The sequence below is a fragment of the Halomonas garicola genome (assembly GCF_055382465.1).
The window spans coordinates 1271502-1287423 of record NZ_AP043931.1 but is presented as its reverse complement, the minus strand read 5'-3'; the positions used below and the strand labels follow the sequence as shown (position 1 = coordinate 1287423).

Annotated in this window: 15 protein-coding genes; 11 read left to right on the top strand and 4 right to left on the bottom strand. The window is 66.9% G+C overall.

What is annotated here, in order from left to right; genetic code table 11:
* Window positions 1–58 precede the first annotated feature (58 nt).
* The 10 genes from ACZ46Y_RS06325 to ACZ46Y_RS06280 all read left to right on the top strand — a co-directional run bounded on the left by ACZ46Y_RS06325 (window position 59) and on the right by ACZ46Y_RS06280 (window position 7205).
* Entirely contained in the window at window positions 59–1045 is a 987-nt protein-coding gene (locus tag ACZ46Y_RS06325) for a KpsF/GutQ family sugar-phosphate isomerase (protein WP_311955081.1), read from the top strand.
* Window positions 1046–1087: 42 nt separating this feature from the next.
* Complete coding sequence (locus ACZ46Y_RS06320) at window positions 1088–1636, top strand: KdsC family phosphatase (RefSeq protein ID WP_311955080.1); 549 nt, start codon at window positions 1088–1090, stop codon at window positions 1634–1636.
* A gap of 8 nt (window positions 1637–1644) precedes the next feature.
* On the top strand, window positions 1645–2265 hold the full coding sequence (gene lptC / locus ACZ46Y_RS06315) for an LPS export ABC transporter periplasmic protein LptC (RefSeq protein WP_311955076.1): 621 nt from the start codon (window positions 1645–1647) through the stop codon (window positions 2263–2265).
* Complete coding sequence (lptA, locus tag ACZ46Y_RS06310; protein ID WP_311955073.1) at window positions 2262–2768, top strand: lipopolysaccharide transport periplasmic protein LptA; 507 nt, start codon at window positions 2262–2264, stop codon at window positions 2766–2768. Before lptC ends, lptA begins: the two co-directional genes overlap by 4 nt.
* Before the next feature lie 95 nt (window positions 2769–2863).
* Window positions 2864–3589, top strand: a complete 726-nt coding sequence (gene lptB, locus ACZ46Y_RS06305; protein ID WP_311955142.1) for an LPS export ABC transporter ATP-binding protein — start codon at window positions 2864–2866, stop codon at window positions 3587–3589.
* A 78-nt stretch (window positions 3590–3667) separates the two neighbouring features.
* On the top strand, window positions 3668–5074 hold the full coding sequence (locus ACZ46Y_RS06300) for an RNA polymerase factor sigma-54 (RefSeq protein ID WP_311955138.1): 1407 nt from the start codon (window positions 3668–3670) through the stop codon (window positions 5072–5074).
* Between the two features lie 84 nt (window positions 5075–5158).
* Entirely contained in the window at window positions 5159–5467 is a 309-nt protein-coding gene (gene hpf / locus ACZ46Y_RS06295; protein WP_311955070.1) for a ribosome hibernation-promoting factor, HPF/YfiA family, read from the top strand.
* A gap of 6 nt (window positions 5468–5473) precedes the next feature.
* Complete coding sequence (locus ACZ46Y_RS06290; protein ID WP_311955068.1) at window positions 5474–5944, top strand: PTS sugar transporter subunit IIA; 471 nt, start codon at window positions 5474–5476, stop codon at window positions 5942–5944.
* Window positions 5945–5997: 53 nt separating this feature from the next.
* A complete protein-coding gene (gene rapZ / locus ACZ46Y_RS06285) occupies window positions 5998–6885 on the top strand; it encodes an RNase adapter RapZ (RefSeq protein WP_311955066.1) in 888 nt (295 codons plus the stop codon).
* Between the two features lie 50 nt (window positions 6886–6935).
* Window positions 6936–7205 carry an HPr family phosphocarrier protein gene (locus ACZ46Y_RS06280; RefSeq protein ID WP_311955064.1) on the top strand — a complete coding sequence of 90 codons (270 nt, stop codon included), beginning with the start codon at window positions 6936–6938 and terminating at the stop codon, window positions 7203–7205.
* Here the strand turns inward: ACZ46Y_RS06280 and pmbA are convergent.
* Window positions 7202–8542: a metalloprotease PmbA gene (gene pmbA / locus ACZ46Y_RS06275; RefSeq protein ID WP_311955062.1), complete on the bottom strand. Its 1341-nt coding sequence runs from the start codon at window positions 8540–8542 to the stop codon at window positions 7202–7204. The two genes, ACZ46Y_RS06280 and pmbA, sit on opposite strands and share 4 nt — an antisense overlap.
* Window positions 8543–8583: 41 nt before the next feature.
* Between pmbA and yjgA the strand changes: the two genes are divergently transcribed.
* Window positions 8584–9114, top strand: coding sequence for a ribosome biogenesis factor YjgA (gene yjgA / locus ACZ46Y_RS06270; RefSeq protein ID WP_311955061.1), 531 nt, complete (start codon window positions 8584–8586; stop codon window positions 9112–9114).
* Here yjgA and tldD read toward each other — a convergent pair.
* Genes tldD through rng form a run of 3 tightly spaced genes read right to left on the bottom strand, consistent with a single transcriptional unit; the run spans window position 9105 to window position 15880 of the window.
* Window positions 9105–10544 (bottom strand): metalloprotease TldD, encoded by a 1440-nt coding sequence (gene tldD / locus ACZ46Y_RS06265; protein WP_311955058.1) that lies wholly within the window; start codon window positions 10542–10544, stop codon window positions 9105–9107. The two genes, yjgA and tldD, sit on opposite strands and share 10 nt — an antisense overlap.
* On the bottom strand, window positions 10541–14413 hold the full coding sequence (locus ACZ46Y_RS06260; RefSeq protein ID WP_311955057.1) for a YhdP family phospholipid transporter: 3873 nt from the start codon (window positions 14411–14413) through the stop codon (window positions 10541–10543). Before ACZ46Y_RS06260 ends, tldD begins: the two co-directional genes overlap by 4 nt.
* A gap of 3 nt (window positions 14414–14416) precedes the next feature.
* Window positions 14417–15880, bottom strand: coding sequence for a ribonuclease G (rng, locus tag ACZ46Y_RS06255; protein WP_311955056.1), 1464 nt, complete (start codon window positions 15878–15880; stop codon window positions 14417–14419).
* Window positions 15881–15922: the final 42 nt, after the last annotated feature.

Below are 15922 nucleotides of genomic sequence, written 5' to 3'. Positions count from 1 at the left end.
GTTAAAGACGCATAGTTAAAGACGCATAGTTAAAGACATACAGAGAAAAGAGCCCCGCATGCCCGATTCATCCGCCACCCCTGTCTCCCCACGCGAGAGCGCGCTGCGTACCCTGACCGTAGAGCAGGCCGCCATTGGTGACCTCAAGGCCAAGCTCGACGCTCACTTCGACCGCGCCTGCGAGCTGATACTCGCCTGCCGGGGCCGCGTGGTGGTAACCGGCATGGGCAAGTCCGGCCACATCGGCGGTAAACTTGCCGCGACCCTTGCCAGCACCGGCACCCCGGCGTTTTTCGTACACCCCGGAGAGGCGAGCCACGGGGATCTGGGCATGATCACTCCGACCGATCTGGTGCTGGCGCTGTCCAACTCCGGCGAAACCGGCGAAGTCACCGCGCTGCTGCCGCTGCTCAAGCGTCTGGGCGTGCCGCTGGTGAGCATGACCGGCCGCCCGGACTCCACCCTTGCCCGCCACGCTGACGCCCACCTGGACAGCGGCGTGGCGCGCGAAGCCTGCCCGCTGGACCTGGCCCCGACAAGCTCCACCACCGCCGCCCTGGCGCTGGGTGACGCCCTGGCCGTGGCGCTGCTGGAGGCGCGGGGCTTCACCGCCGAGCAGTTTGCCCTTTCGCACCCCGGCGGCAGCCTGGGCAAGCGCCTGCTGCTGCGCGTCCAGGACATCATGCACAGCGGCGAGCGCCTGCCCCGGGTGGCACTTGGCAGCCCGCTGCGCGACGCGCTTTTGGAAATTACCCGCCAGGGGCTCGGCTTTACCTGCGTAGTTAACGCCGACGGCACCCTGGCCGGGGTATATACCGACGGCGACCTGCGCCGTACCCTGGACCAGCACCGCGACGTGCTGCGCCTGACCGTCGACGAAGTGATGACACGGCCGGGCCGACGCATCGCCCCGGACGTGCTTGCCGCCGAAGCCGTGCGTATCATGGAAGACGGCAAGATCACCGCGCTTGCCGTGGTCGATGACCACCAGCGCCCCATCGGCGCACTGCACATGCACGACCTGCTCGCCAGCGGCGTCATTTAGCCCCGGCGGCGCGCCGGTCCAGCTTTTTTTGACGGAGACAGCATGCCTCAATCGATTGCCCCCAGCGCCGGACTGGCGAACGTACGCCTGCTCGCCCTTGACGTTGACGGCGTCCTGAGCGACGGGCGCCTCTATTTTCAGGCCGACGGCATGGAAACCAAGGCGTTTCACACCCAGGACGGCCACGGCCTCAAACTGCTAAAGCGCATGGGCATTCATGTAGCGCTGATCACCGGGCGCGACTCGGCCATGGTCACCCGCCGCGCCAGGGCGCTGGGGATCACCCACGTTTATCAGGGCTGCGAACACAAGCTGGAAACCCTCAGCGGGCTCTGCGATTCTCTGGACACCACCCTTGAGCAGGTCGCCTACTGCGGCGATGACCTGCCCGACCTTGCCGCCATCCAGGCCGCCGGCGTAGGCATCTGCGTGCCCAACGCACCAACCTATATGCAAAAGCACGCCGACTGGGTCACCGCGCGGGCGGGCGGTCACGGCGCGGTGCGCGAGATCTGCGACGCGCTGCTCGCCGCCCAGGGCCACTGGGACAGCATCATGGCAAGCTACCGGTACCTACCGCCGTCGTCGTGAGACAGCACATGCAGAGGCCTTCTTTTATCCACGCTACCCTGGTTCGGCTTTCCCGGCTGCAAAAGCGGGCCTGGCTGCCGCTGCTCCTCGTCGCGCTCGGCGTGCTGCTGGCCTGGCTCGACCTGCGCGGTACCCGCCAGGCCCCGCCGGACCCTGCCGCCCGGGCCGAGGAGCCCGGCCACGTGATCGAAAACGCCGAGCTCAAGCTCTACGACGACGCCGGCAACCTGACCCAGCGGCTGGCCTCCCCGCATATTACCCATACGCCCCAGCAGGCCATCACCCGCTTCGACATGCCCCACGCCACCCTGATCGACAGCGAGCAGCGCGAGTGGCGCGCCACCGCCAACAGCGGTACGCTCAGCGGCCAGCAGCAGCGGCTGACGCTCGACGGCGATACCCGGCTGACGGCGCCGGATGAAGGCTGGCAGCTCGACACCCGGACGCTTCATTACGACAGCGTCAACCGGCACGCCTGGAGCGACACCCCGGTTCTGCTGCAGCAGCCGCCCCAGCGCATGCGGGCCCAAAAGCTCGATGCCTGGCTGGACACCAGCGAGGTACGCCTGAAAGGCCAGGTTCGCGGCCACCATCCACCAGCGGCGGCATCCGCCAAGGAAACCCCATGAGCACACGCCTTTATTGTTGCATTACCGCGGCTATCCTGGGCATCGGCGTACTGGGCGTCGGCCTCGCCCAGGCAGCGCCCGTCGACCCCGTCGAGGTCGAAGCCAACCAGCTCGATCTCGACCAGCGCGCCGGCACGGCGGTCTATCGCGGCAACGTCCAGATACGCCAGGGCGAGATGCGCCTGCGCGGCGCCCGGGTGGAAATACAGCGCAATGATGAAGGCGAGCTCTCCCGGGCCACGGCCTTCGGCGAGCGCGCCTACCTGCGCCACCGGCCGGACCCGAACAAGCCCCCCATCGAAGGCAATGCGCGCCGGATCATCTACCACGTCGCCGATCGCCGGGTCGAACTGATTGACCAGGCCGAGCTCGATCAGGGCGGCGACCATTTCAAGGGTGGCCGCCTCGAGTACTTCATCGACAGGAAAGTAGTCCAGGCCCGCTCCGACGTCGAAGGCAGCGACAACCAGCGCATTCGCATGACGCTGCAGCCCGAGAAATAGCGCCCGCCGGCGTCCTTGCAAGCGCAGATTACCGATAAAGAGGCCCCACTGTGTCTTTTGACGACATCACCGCCGACACGCCGCCCCCGGCAGCGATCAAGACGCTGCACGCCCGCCATCTGGCCAAAAGCTACAAGCGTCGCCAGGTGGTCAAGGACATCAACCTGGACATCTCCCAGGGCAGCATTGTCGGGCTGCTGGGCCCCAACGGCGCGGGCAAGACCACGTCGTTCTACATGATCGTCGGGCTGGTCAAGGCCGATGCCGGAAGCGTCGGCATCGACGATACCGACCTTTCCCGGGCGCCGATGCACGAGCGCGCCCGGGCCGGTATCGGCTACCTGCCCCAGGAAGCGTCTATCTTTCGCAAGCTCTCGGTGGCCGACAACATCATGGCCATTCTGGAAACCCGCAAGGACCTCAACCGCCAGGCCCGAAAGGCGCGCCTAGAGGCGCTGCTCGACGACTTCCACGTCGGCCATATCCGCGACAACCTGGGCATGAGCCTCTCCGGCGGCGAGCGCCGGCGGGTGGAAATCGCCCGCTCGCTGGCCATCGAGCCGGCGTTCATCCTGCTCGACGAGCCCTTTGCCGGCGTGGACCCGATTTCGGTGGGCGAAATCAAGACCGTCATCCGGGCGTTGAAAGAGCGTCACATCGGCGTGCTGATTACCGACCATAATGTGCGCGAAACCCTGGATATCTGCGATACCGCCTACATCGTCGGCGACGGGCATATCATCGCCAACGGCTCGCCGCACAGCATTCTCGATAACCAGCAGGTACGCGACATCTATCTGGGCAACGAATTCCGCCTGTAGCGCCCCCGCTTGCCGCCGGACAGCAACCGGACTTAGGGTAATCAGAGTAAAGCGTCCCCTGCGATGAGTGTTTCTGCCATGGCCATGAAAGCGTCCCTTCAGCTACGCGTCGGTACCCAACTGACCATGACGCCCCAGCTCAGGCAGGCCATTGGCCTTTTGCAGCTGCCGACGCTGGATCTGCGCCAGGAAATTCAGCAGGCGGTGGAAGCCAACCCTCTGCTTGAGCAGGAAGACGAGTTTGGCGAGCAGGCCGCCGTCGAGCCCGCCGAAGACAGCTGGGCCGAGCAGATACCCGGCGAGCTCGCCGTGGACAGCGACTGGTCCGACACCTACCCCGATACCCAGCAGACCACCGGCGAAGGCCCCGACTTCGAACGTCAGGCGGCCGGCCAGACCCTCCACGGCCATCTGCTCTGGCAGCTGGCGATGCTCGACCTGACCCCCGGCGCCAGGCTCACCGGCGAAGCGCTGATCGACTCGGTCGACGCCAACGGCTATCTGACCCAGCCGCTGGAGGACATAGGCGAGGGCCTCAAGGGCCACGGGGGCGAGCCCATCAGCGCCGACTGCCTTGAGCGCATGCTTGGCCGCCTGCAGCAGTTCGACCCCACCGGCGTCTTTGCCCGGGACCTGGGCGAATGCCTGACGCTGCAGCTTGACGCCATGCCCGGCACTACGCCGCAGCTGATGCCCGCCCGCCGGCTGGCGCGGCAGTTTCTCACCGCCCTTGGCCAAGGCGATACGCGCCTGCTCAAGCGCCGGCTGGGCCTTGACGACGCCGGGCTCGACGCCGTCACCAAACTGATCAAAAGCCTCGACCCGCGCCCCGGCAGCGCTTTTGACAGCGCCGGCAGCGGCCACGTGCTCCCCGACCTTCTCGCCCGGCGCAGCGAAGGCGGCTGGCAGCTCGAGCTCAACCCCGACGCCCTGCCCCAGCTGCGCATCCAGCCCGACTACGCCGCGCTGATCCAAAAAGCCGACAGCAGCCGGGACAACAGCTTTCTCAAAGAGCACCTTCAGGAAGCCCGCTGGCTGATCAAGAGCCTGGCCAGCCGCAACGATACCCTGCTACGCGTCGGCCGCGAGATCCTGGCCCGCCAGCTGGATTTCCTCGACCACGGGGAGGCGGCCATGAAGCCGCTGGTGCTTGCCGATATTGCCGAAGCGGTGGGCATGCACGAATCCACCATCTCCCGGGTGACGACGCAGAAGTTCCTGCATACGCCCCGCGGCGTGTTCGAGCTCAAGTACTTTTTCTCCAGCCAGCTCGCTGGCGACGACGACAGCACCCATTCAAGCACCGCCATCCGCGCACGCATCAAACAGCTGATAGAGCAGGAGCCCCCCGCCAAGCCGCTGTCCGACAGCCGCCTGGCCGCGCTGCTCGACGAAGCCGGTATCCGGGTGGCGCGCCGCACCGTGGCCAAATACCGCGAAGCCCTGGGCATTCCGCCCACCAGCGAACGCCGCCGCCGGGGCTAACCGGCGAAACTTTGGCCGGGGGCTTTGTTTGCCGGCCAAAAGGGTTACAATCAAACGACCATCCCACGGATAAGGAGTACGTCCATGCAGGTCAACATTACCGGTCATCACATCGAACTGACTGACGCCTTGCGTGACTACGTCAATGACAAACTCGCCCGAGTCGAGCGCCACTACGACAACATCACCACCGTGCAAGTGACCCTATCCGTGGAAAAAGAGCGCCAGCAGGCCGCCTGCACCATGAACGTTGCCGGCGCCGAACTGCACGCCGATGCCACAGAAACCGACATGTACGCCGCCATCGACGCGCTGGCCGACAAGATCAACCGCCAGCTGGTCAAACACAAGGAAAAAGCACAGGCCCGCGCCCAGGGCGCCGGCCTGCGTTAAAGCATAATGACGTTGGAAGCGATCCTCCCCCCGGAGCGCGTGCTCTACGACGTTCCCGGGGGCAGCAAAAAAAGGGTGCTGGAGTTTTTCAGCACCTTTATTGCGCAAAACATCCCCAGCCTGGACAGCCAGGAAGTCTTCAGCCGCCTGATCAGCCGGGAAAAACTCGGCAGCACGGGCATCGGCAACGGGGTGGCCATTCCTCACGCCCGCAGCCCGCACTGCCACTCGCCCATCGCCGGCTTCCTCAAGCTGGCCGAAGCCGTCGACTTCGACGCCATCGACGGCGAGCCGGTGGACCTGGTCTTTGTGCTGCTGGTGCCCGAAGAGGCCGACGACAACCACCTGGCGCTGCTGGGCCAGGTGGCGATGATCATGAACGACGCCAACACCCGCCTTGAGCTGCGCCGGGCGCAAAGTCAGCGCCACCTGCTTGATTTGATCATCGACAAGATCCGCGAGCAGCCCGACCCATAGCGCCCCGCTTCCTTCACTACCGGCGGGAGCCGCTCGATACCACGAGAGACGCCATGCAACTGGTCATCATCAGCGGTCGTTCCGGCTCGGGCAAGTCCATTGCCCTGCAAGCGCTGGAAGACCTGGGCTATTACGCCATCGATAATCTGCCGGCCATGCTGCTGGGCTCGCTGGTGGACGAGCTGCGCGACCAGGCCGGGTGCACCCACCTGGCGGTCAGCATCGATGCGCGCAACCTCCCCGGTGCCCTGGCGCTGCTGCCGGGCCTGCTCGAAGGCCTGCGCACCCGGGACATCGGCTTTAACGTGGTCTACCTGACCACCGACGCGCGCATCCTGCTGGAGCGCTACTCCGCCACCCGCCGCCGCCATCCGCTCACCCGAGACACGGACATGACCCTGGAAGAGGCCATCGCCAAGGAAGAAGAGACCCTGAGCGACGTGCGCGACCTGGCCGACCTGACCATCGACACCTCCCGGCTCTCGGTTCACGACCTGCGCCGGCGCATTGCCGACCAGGTAGCCCACCGCCAGCCGGGCAAGCTGACCCTGACCGTGGAATCCTTCGGCTACAAGCGCGGCGTGCCGCTTGACGCCGACCTGGTGTTCGACGTCCGCTGCCTGCCCAACCCCTACTGGGATCCGGCGCTACGTGGCCTTAACGGCCGCGACCCCGACATCGAGGCGTTTTTGCGCGGCTATCCGATGGTTGGCGCCATGTGCGAAGACATCCGCAGCTGGCTTGAGCGCTGGCTGCCGGCCTATCAAAACAGCCAGCGCAGCTACATCACCGTGGCCATCGGCTGTACCGGCGGTCAGCACCGCTCGGTGTATCTGGTCGAACAGCTGGGCCGGCTGCTGCTCGACGCCCGGGACGACATCCACGTGCGCCACCGCGAGCTGTCGGTACAGTACACCCGCTCGGCCGGGGATCAGTCATAGCGAATCACCCATCAGCACGAGAACATCAGCAATAAACAAAAGGACACCGCGTGCCCTGCAAAACCCTGACCCTGACCAACCGCCGCGGGCTCCACGCCCGCGCGGCCACCCGGCTTGTTACCTGCTGCCAGCCGTTTGCGGCCAAGGTTCACGTTCACCGGGGCGAGCAGAAAGCCGACGCCCGCAACATCATGGCGCTGCTGATGCTGGCCGCCCCCTGCGGTACCGAGCTCACCGTGCATGCCGAGGGCGAGGATGCCAACCAGGCCCTCGACGCCGTCGAAGCGCTGTTTGACGCCCGCTTCGACGAGGATCGCTAGTTGCCGGCTATGGTCATATTGTCGATCAGCCAGCTTCCGGTATGGATGCTGCCCCGGGTATCCAGGTCGTCACCGAGCCCCGCGAGGTTGGCAAACATCTGCTCGAGATTGCCGGCAACGGTGAACTCCTCGATGGGGTACTGCACCTCGCCGTTTTCCACCCAGAAGCCGCTGGCGCCCCGAGAATAGTCCCCGGTCACGCCGTTGACGCCCTGCCCCATGAGCTCGGTCACCCAGACGCCGCGGTCCATCCTTTTCAGCAGCGCATCAATCGGCTCGAGCGGCGCGTCAAGGCGCAGGTTGCGCGCACCGCCGGCGTTGCCGGTGGTCTCCATGGAAAGCCGCCGGGCGCTGTAGGCCGAGAGCATGTAGCTTGCGACCTTTCCCCGGTCGATAAAGCGGTTGTTGCGCGTCTGCACGCCGTCGCCGTCAAACGGCGAGCTGGCCGTGGCGCCGCGCTCCATGGGGCGCTCCTCCAGGCTGAACCACTCCGGAAACAGCGGCTTGCCCAGGCTATCACAGAGAAACGACGCCTGGCGGTACAGCGCGCCGCCGGCCAGCGCGCCCATCAGGTGCCCAACCAGCCCGCCGGCCTGGGACGGGTCAAACAGCACCGGGAAAGTGCCGGTCGCCGGACGGCGGGCGCCCAGCCGGCGCAGGGTTTTCCGCGCCGCTTCGCGTCCGACTTCCCCCGGGTCGCGCAGGTCAGCGGGGTTGCGCGCGGTGGTGTAGTCAAAGTCGCGCTGCATGCCGTTTTCGTCTTCGGCGATGAGCAGGCACGAAAGCCCGTGACGGCTGCCTTTCTGAGTGCCGACAAAGCCGTGGCTGTTGGCATAGACGCGCACGCCTTCGCCGGTGGAGAGCGTCGCCCCTTCGGACTGGGTAATGCCCTCGACTTCGCGGCCGGCCCGCTCGCTCTCAAGGGCCAGCTCGATCGCCTGCTCGGTAGAAAGCGCCCAGGGATAATGCACCCCCATATCGGGAATCTCGCTTGCCATGAGCGAGGCGTCGGCAAGCCCCGACGCCGGATCTTCGCCGGTGTAGCGGGCGATCGCCAGCGCCTTTTCCACCGCGGCGCGGATGGAGTCCTCGCCGGCATCGGTGGATGAGGCGCTGCCCTTGCGCTGCCCCACGTAGACCGTCACGGCAACGCCCTGGTCCCGGGAGAGCTCCACGGTTTCCACGTCGCCCAAGCGCACGCTGATCTCCACGCCCTGATCGACGCTGGCGCCGACCTCTGCGGCGTCAGCCCCGAGCTCCTTGGCCAGCGCCAACGCCTGCTCCGCGCGGGATGCCAGCACCGTCTGCTGCGCCTCGGCATCAAATGCCTGTGCCATAATGGCCTCCTGTTTATCTATCACCGTTAACGAGTGGACCCATGTCTAAAAAACATGCCGACCCGGCAAGCGAAACGCCCAGCGAGCGCCCCAGCAAAACCCAGCTGAAACGCGAAATGCACGAGCTGCAGGCGCTGGGCGAAACCCTGATCGCCATGAAGCCCGCCGAGCGCGCCCGCTTTGCGCTGTCCGACGATCTGCAGCACGCCATCGACGAAACCGCGCGGATCCCTTCCCGGGAGGCCCGCCGACGGCACATGCAGTACGTCGGCAAGCTCATGCGCAAGGAAGACCTGCCCGCCATCCGCGCCGAATTTGACGCCATGGAGCAGGAGCGGGTCCAGCGCGACCAGGCCTTTCACCGCCTGGAAAAATGGCGCGACCGCCTGATCGACGAAGGCGACGACGCCGTGGACGGCTTTCTTCGGGAATATCCCGACGCCGACCGCCAGACCCTGCGCCAGCTGATCCGCAATGCCCGGCGCGAACGCGAGCAGCAAAAGCCGCCGTCAAGCGCGCGCAAGCTGTTCAAGCACCTGCGCGAAAGCGCCGCGCTCAAGGCTCAGGACTGAGTCCCGCCCACGGTCAGCTCGTCGAGCTTCAGGGTGGGCTGGCCCACGCCGACCGGCACGCCCTGGCCTTCCTTGCCGCACACGCCGATGCCGCTGTCCAGCGCCATGTCGTGGCCGATCATCGACACCTGACCCATGGCCTCGGGGCCGTTGCCGATCAGCGTGGCGCCCTTCACCGGCGCGGTGATCGCGCCGTCCTCGATGAGGTAGGCTTCACTTGCGGAGAACACGAACTTGCCCGAAGTGATATCCACCTGGCCGCCGCCGAAGCTCACCGCGTAAAGGCCGCGCCGGACACTTTTGATGATGTCGTCGGGCTCGTCCTTGCCGGCCATCATCAGCGTATTGGTCATCCGCGGCATGGGCATATGGGCGTAGGATTCGCGCCGGGCGTTGCCGGTGGGCACCATGCCCATTAGGCGGGCGTTGAGCTTGTCCTGCATGTATCCGGTGAGAATGCCGTCCTCGATCAGCGGCGTGCGCTGCCCCGGCGTGCCCTCGTCGTCCACGCTGAGCGAGCCGCGGCGGTCGGCCAAGGTAGCATCGTCGACCACGGTGACGCCTTTTGACGCCACCCGCTGACCCATCTTGCCGGCAAACGCCGAGCTGCCCTTGCGGTTGAAGTCGCCTTCCAGCCCGTGGCCCACGGCCTCGTGGAGCAGAATGCCCGGCCAGCCAGCGCCCAGCACCACCGGCATCTGCCCGGCCGGGGCGTCTACCGCCTCGAGGTTGACCAGCGCCTGGCGTACGGCTTCTTTAGCGTAGCGCTCGGCCACGCCGGCATCGCGCAGCGCGCCCATGGAGAAACGCCCGCCGCCGCCGGCGCTTCCGCGCTCGCGGCGCCCGCCGCTGGTCGCAATGACGCTGACGTTAAAGCGCACCAGCGGGCGGATATCCGCGGCCAGGGTGCCGTCGCTTGCGCGCACCAGCACCACTTCATAGGTGCCGGAGAGCGACGCGCTGACCTGGTTCACCCGGGGGTCGGCGGCCCGGGCCACGCGATCGGCCAGCTTGAGCATGGCCACCTTGTCATCGGCGCCAAGATCATTCAGCGGGTCAATGCCCGGGTAGCACAGCGCGGCGCTAACCGGGCCGGCCGCCTGGCCGTGGCGCTGGGTGCCGCTGCGCACGATGCCCGAGGCGGTCTTGCCGGTATCCACCAGCGCCTCGGCGGTAATCTGGTTGGAGTAGGCAAAGCCGGTTTTTTCGCCGGCAAGCGAGCGCACGCCGACGCCGCCGTCAATGTTGTAGCTGGCTTCCTTGACCTCGCCGTCTTCCAGCATCCAGCCCTCCTGCCACTGGCGCTGGAAATACAGGTCGGCGTAGTCGATACCCGGGCCCATGGCGTGGGCAAGCCCGGTGTCCAGGCTGTCCAGATCGAGCCCGCCGGGTGTCAGTAATATCGAAGCTGCCTGATCAAGCTGCGTCATTGGGTACCTTCCAGTATGATGTCCGGCGAAGCCCAGGGGCCTTCCAGCCGGTAATGAATCGTTGTGGCGCGCTCGAGGGCATCGCCGAACAGCGTGTGCGCCACGAACAGCGCGCCGCCTACCACCGGCGCACCGGCGACAAAGGCAGCAATGGGGAGACTTTGGCTGATGGGCAGTGTGACGCCCAGACGCTGATCGAGTTCACGCTGCAGCAAATCCACGCTGCCGGTGAGCCGCATGCTCGTCGCCGGCGCGTCAATGGTCAAGGGGCCGCGCAGGCGCAGCACCCCGCCGGCCACGTCGGCCTTGCCCTTGACGCGGTTGAACGCGGTGCCCTTGCCGGTCACGTCGGAAAAGTCCAGTCGCAGCCGGCGCAGGATATTTTCAAAGTTGAGCAGGCCCACCAGCCGCGCCGACGGCGAATCCAGAGTGAGAAAGCGGCCGTCGCGGATATCCGTGGAAAGGCTGCCCCCGGCCCGGCTCAGGGCAAACTGCCAGGGGGCGCCGGGCCACTCAAGCGAGGCGGCCACGCGGGTGCTTTTGCTGCGTATGGCCAGCGGCTGGTCAAGCCGGGCAAAGGCCGTGCCCAGGTCGCCGCCGTCAAGCGTCAGGTCTGCCCGGGTTTGGCTCGAGTGATCGCTGCCCTGCCAGACCAGCTCGCCGCGCGCCGACAGCTCGCCAAGCGTCAGCCCCACCGGCGCCAGCGTGAAATGATGCCGGCCGGCCTGCCAATAGGCGGTCAGCGGGCCAAAGCGCTTGTTGCCCAGGACGATATCGGCGACCCGCAGGCGGCCGGCGGGCAGCTCGGTGAGCCAGTCAGGCATCGCCGCCGGCGCCGGCACCCGAGTTTCGACCGCCTCCATCCAGCTGCCGGGCGCAGGGGCAACGCTGTCCCCTGAGATCTTGTCCGGGGATGAAAGCCCCAGCAGCCGGTCAACCATCAGCTGGTCCACGGTAATATCTATCGGCTCTGCGTCGCCCGGGCGATAGCGCAGATTTCCGGCGAGCACGCTGCCGTCCAGCGCCAGATCCACGCCGCCGCCGGCCAGGCGCTGGCCGGTAGCCGTGACGCTACCCAAACACTCACCGTTATACTTCACGCAGGGGGTCTCAAGCGACAGCGTCAGCGGCCCGCCGGCGGTCAGGCCGCCGGCGCCCTTGCCCGCGTCATCCGCGCGGGAGGAAAGCGCCGACCCCAGCTCGCGCCACGCCAAAGGCTCCACTTCCTGTGCCCCGACAGCGATGCGCCAGCCGCTCTGCGACGGCCAGCGAGGCAGCCGAGCGGCCCGGGTACCGAGATTGAGTTGGCCCGCAAGCTCGCCGTCGACCCCGCGTGCGCGCAGCGTGGCCATGCGGCCAAGCCGGCTTTCCACGCGCCCGGCGCCAAGATCGGCATCCAGGGTCCACGGCAGGCGCGCACCGGCCGCTTTGGCAAAGGGCGCGGGCAGTTTGATGCCAATGCCTTCAAGCCCGCTTTGCAGATGCAGCGTCGGCGTATCGCCCAGCTTGATCGCCCCCTGCCAGCGCGCGCTGCCACCCACCAGTTTCGCTGCCGCCTCCGGCGCTAAATCCGCGGCACCCAGCAGTTCGGCGACGTTGACACTGCCGTCCAGGGCGACATTTCCCGGGGTAAAGTCCGCGCGGATATCGCCGCCGGGCAAATCCGCCTGCGCCTCGCCCAGCAGGTCGCCTTCGCGGCCGCGCTGGCGCCAGGTGATATCGCCCTCCAGCTGGCTCAGGCCGGTCCCGATAGGCGCGTAGGCCAGCCGCTCAAAGCGCGGCTTAACGTGCACGTCCAGGGCCAGCGACTCGGGGTCGTCAAGATCGAGGCGGATATCCAGCTCGCCCCGGGCATCGCCCCGGGCGCGGACGTCTTCCAGCAGACTTTCGGCCTCAAGCGCCGGCGCGGCGAGGAAAAACGCCCTGAGCGCGTCCGCCTCGGCCGCCAGATCGCCCGTTATGCCCAGCTCCCCGCTCGCCACGTCGAGCTCGACCTCGCCGTCCGTGGCGCGTACGCCGTGGCTCTCTGCCCGGGCGACACTTGCCTCAAGGCGCTCGCGGTCGAGCTCGAGCCGGCCCTCGACGTCGCTAAGCGTCGGCCAGCCCTCGGCGATGGGCAGCGCCCCCTGGGTAATGTCCAGCGCCAGGGTGGTTTCGATGTCGTCGGCACTCGTATTTTCACCCAGCGGCGCGGTGATTTGCAGCGACCCCTGCTCCACCCGGCCGCTGACGCCGTCGGCCAGCCACTCCTTGAGGTCATCGCCCAGCACCTTAACCGGCAGCCACGCCATCAGCGGCGTATTCACGGCGTCGACGTCCGTAAAGGCAAGGTCCAGCCCCATCTGCTGACGCTCGCCGCCGTTTGCCAGGCCGAACTCCCCGGTCACCCGGGCGCCGTTCCACACTACCTCCAGCTGGCGGCCGCTGATCAGCGTACTCGGGCCGTCGTGCACCCACTGCACCTGGCCCTTGGCGTGGCCAAGCTCCATGGGCTGGTCGAACACCTGGGGAAAGTACAGCGAGGTATCGTCTCCGCCGGCAAACGTCACCCGGCCGCGCTGATCCCGAGCCCTGACCCAGGCATCCAGCGGCCCGCCCCCGGGCGCCTCGTCCCAGGGCGACACGACGAGGTCGTGGAGGGCCGCATCGACCCGCCACTCGCCGCCTTGCTGGCCTACCTGGAGGCCGCTTACCGTGCCCTCCGGCGCCAGCGCCGCCAGCGGGCGCGTGAGCGACTCGGGCAGCACCACGTAGTCGCTCCAGGCCGCCAGCGAGTCCAGCTCAAAGGCGCTGGTGCGCAGCTCCCAGTCGCTTTGCTGATGGGTCAACTGCCAGTGTCTGGGTAGCGTCGGCGCCTTGCTGCCCGACGTCGCCACGCGCTCGGCATCGGCCACGTCGCCGCTCAGCCAGGCATTGCCGCCGTCGCCGTCCCGGCGCCACTGGCCAAGCGCTTCCAATCCCTTGAGCACCACCTGCTTGTCGGCCTGGGTAAGCTTAAGCTCGGGCAGGTTGAACTGCAGGCGAACGTCTTCCAGCCGGCCCGCCTGCCAGCGCCCCCAAAACGTTGACTCCCCGCCGGAGAGCGCAAGCTGAGGGGCAAAGTCCGGGCGCACCAGCTCGGCAAGCGCCGACAGCTGCTCCAGCTGCATATCCAGCTGCAGGGCGGCGGAGTAGTCCTTGAGCCCCGCGCTTCCCGGGCGCACGTCGGCCTTGAGGCTCGCCGCGGGCAGGTCGGTCGGCGCCTCGGATAGCAGCGACGATGCCACCGCCACCTCCCCAGCCATGCGGATGCGCTTGTCGCTGCCGCTCAGCACCAGCCGGGGGGCGTGCACGGTGGCGCTGCCGTCATTGCCGTGCATCAGCAGCCGGGTATCGGTAATCTGCAGGCGCTGATGGAGTACCAGCCGCGTCCAGGCGTCAACGGTGTCGAGGTCAACCTCGGTATCCGGGGCTAAATAAAGCGGCAGCGTCGCCGGTTCGGGCCAGCCCCAGCCGGCGCCTTCGCCGCGATACAGGTGCAGGGAAAAGCCTTCCATCCGCGTCTGGCGAAAGACCGGCGCCAGCGCCCGAAGCGAGCGCCCGACGTCCAGCCGCAGGCGCAGCGCCCCCAGGGAGAAGAGCGGGGCGTCGGGGAGTTCGGCCTCTACGCCGCGCAGGTCCAGGCGCAGGCCGTCGCGCTCCACGGCAAGCGACAGCGATTCGATGTTCACCGGCGCGCCGAAGTGCGACTGCAAAAAAGCTTCCAGGTGCGGAGTCAGCGCATCGGCCTGGCTTGCCAGCAGGCGCAGTACCAGCAGCAGCACGGCCAGCGTGCCCAGGCACCAGGCCAGCACCAGCAGGCAGCCTTTTCGCAGCGTGGGCAGGGTCATGGGCTACATCAGCACGATGTCGTACTGCTCTTGTGAATAGTGCTGCTCGACCTGGAAGCGAATGGGCTTGTCGATAAAGGCTTCCAGATCGGCTACCGAGGTGGACTCCTCGTCCAGCAGCCGGTCAACCACCGACTGAGCGGCCAGCACCATGTAGGTTTCGGCGTTGTACGCCCTCTCTTCGCGGAGGATCTCGCGAAAAATCTCGTAGCACACCGTTTCCGGCGTCTTGAGCATGCCCCGGCCCTCGCAGGTGGGGCAGGCTTCGCACAGCGTCTGGGCCAGGCTTTCCCGGGTGCGCTTGCGCGTCACCTGCACCAGACCCAGCTCGGTGACCCCGGTGCAGCGGGTTTTAGCATGGTCGCGCTCCAGGGCTTTTTCCAGCAGGCGCAGCACCTGGCGCTGGTGCTCAGCGTCTTCCATGTCGATAAAATCGATGATGATGATGCCGCCCAGGTTGCGCAGCCGCAGCTGGCGGGCAATGGAAGTGGCCGCCTCGAGGTTGGTCTTGAAGATGGTTTCTTCGAGGTTGCGGTGGCCGACAAAGCCACCGGTGTTAACGTCGATGGTGGTCATCGCCTCGGTGGGGTCAATGACCAGGTAGCCCCCGGACTTGAGCTGCACCCGGCGGCTGAGCGCCTTCTGAATCTCATCCTCCACGCTGTAAAGGTCAAACAGCGGGCGCTCGCCGGGATAGTATTCGATGCGCTCGATGGCCGTGGGCATAAACTCCCGGGCAAACTCTTTAAGCCGGGTAAAGTTTTCCCGGGAGTCGATGCGCACCTTCTCGATATCGTCGCGCATGACGTCGCGCAGGGTACGAATGAACAGCGGCAGGTCGTCGTAGATCACCGTCGGCGGCGCGGCGGTGATCTTGCGCTCGCCGACCTTCTGCCACAGGCGCAGCAGAAAGTGGATGTCGCTTGCCAGCTCCTCTTCGCCCACGCTTTCCGCGGCGGTGCGCACTATAAAGCCACCGCCGGCTTCCAGCGGCTGGCCGGCCACGGTGCGGTCCAGCAGCTGGCGAAGACGCTCGCGCTCGCGCTCGTCCTCGATGCGCTGGGAGACGCCGTGGTGCGGCGAGTCCGGCATGTAGACCAGGTAGCGCGAGGGAATCGACAGGTGGGTGGTCAGCCGCGCGCCCTTGGTGCCGATGGGGTCCTTGGTGACCTGCACCACCAGCGCCTGGCCCTCGTGCAACAGCTGACCGATGGACAGCTGCTCGTCGGCGGGCGTGCCCGCGGGCATGACCTCGTGGGCATGAATGAACGCCGCGCGCGCAAGGCCGATGTCGACAAAGGCCGCCTGCATGCCGGGCAGCACGCGCACGACCCTGCCCTTGTAAATGTTGCCCACGATCCCCCGCCGGCACGAGCGTTCGATCAGCGCTTCCTGAAGCACCCCGTTTTCCACCAGCGCCACGCGGGTTTCCATGGGCGTTAAATTGATCAGAACTTCACCACTCATGCAGCCTTCCTTAATGTCGTTGCCGCCACCCGGGGGTTCACG

Bases quoted from the DNA above. Each gene is read 5' to 3' on its own strand.
- ACZ46Y_RS06325 (WP_311955081.1), top strand. From the start codon at position 59: ATGCCCGATTCATCCGCCACCCCTGTCTCCCCACGCGAGAGCGCGCTG.
- ACZ46Y_RS06320 (WP_311955080.1), top strand. From the start codon at position 1,088: ATGCCTCAATCGATTGCCCCCAGCGCCGGACTGGCGAACGTACGCCTG.
- lptC (WP_311955076.1), top strand. From the start codon at position 1,645: ATGCAGAGGCCTTCTTTTATCCACGCTACCCTGGTTCGGCTTTCCCGG.
- lptA (WP_311955073.1), top strand. From the start codon at position 2,262: ATGAGCACACGCCTTTATTGTTGCATTACCGCGGCTATCCTGGGCATC.
- ACZ46Y_RS06300 (WP_311955138.1), top strand. From the start codon at position 3,668: ATGGCCATGAAAGCGTCCCTTCAGCTACGCGTCGGTACCCAACTGACC.
- hpf (WP_311955070.1), top strand. From the start codon at position 5,159: ATGCAGGTCAACATTACCGGTCATCACATCGAACTGACTGACGCCTTG.
- ACZ46Y_RS06290 (WP_311955068.1), top strand. From the start codon at position 5,474: ATGACGTTGGAAGCGATCCTCCCCCCGGAGCGCGTGCTCTACGACGTT.
- rapZ (WP_311955066.1), top strand. From the start codon at position 5,998: ATGCAACTGGTCATCATCAGCGGTCGTTCCGGCTCGGGCAAGTCCATT.
- pmbA (WP_311955062.1), bottom strand. From the start codon at position 8,542: ATGGCACAGGCATTTGATGCCGAGGCGCAGCAGACGGTGCTGGCATCC.
- yjgA (WP_311955061.1), top strand. From the start codon at position 8,584: ATGTCTAAAAAACATGCCGACCCGGCAAGCGAAACGCCCAGCGAGCGC.
- tldD (WP_311955058.1), bottom strand. From the start codon at position 10,544: ATGACGCAGCTTGATCAGGCAGCTTCGATATTACTGACACCCGGCGGG.
- ACZ46Y_RS06260 (WP_311955057.1), bottom strand. From the start codon at position 14,413: ATGACCCTGCCCACGCTGCGAAAAGGCTGCCTGCTGGTGCTGGCCTGG.
- rng (WP_311955056.1), bottom strand. From the start codon at position 15,880: ATGAGTGGTGAAGTTCTGATCAATTTAACGCCCATGGAAACCCGCGTG.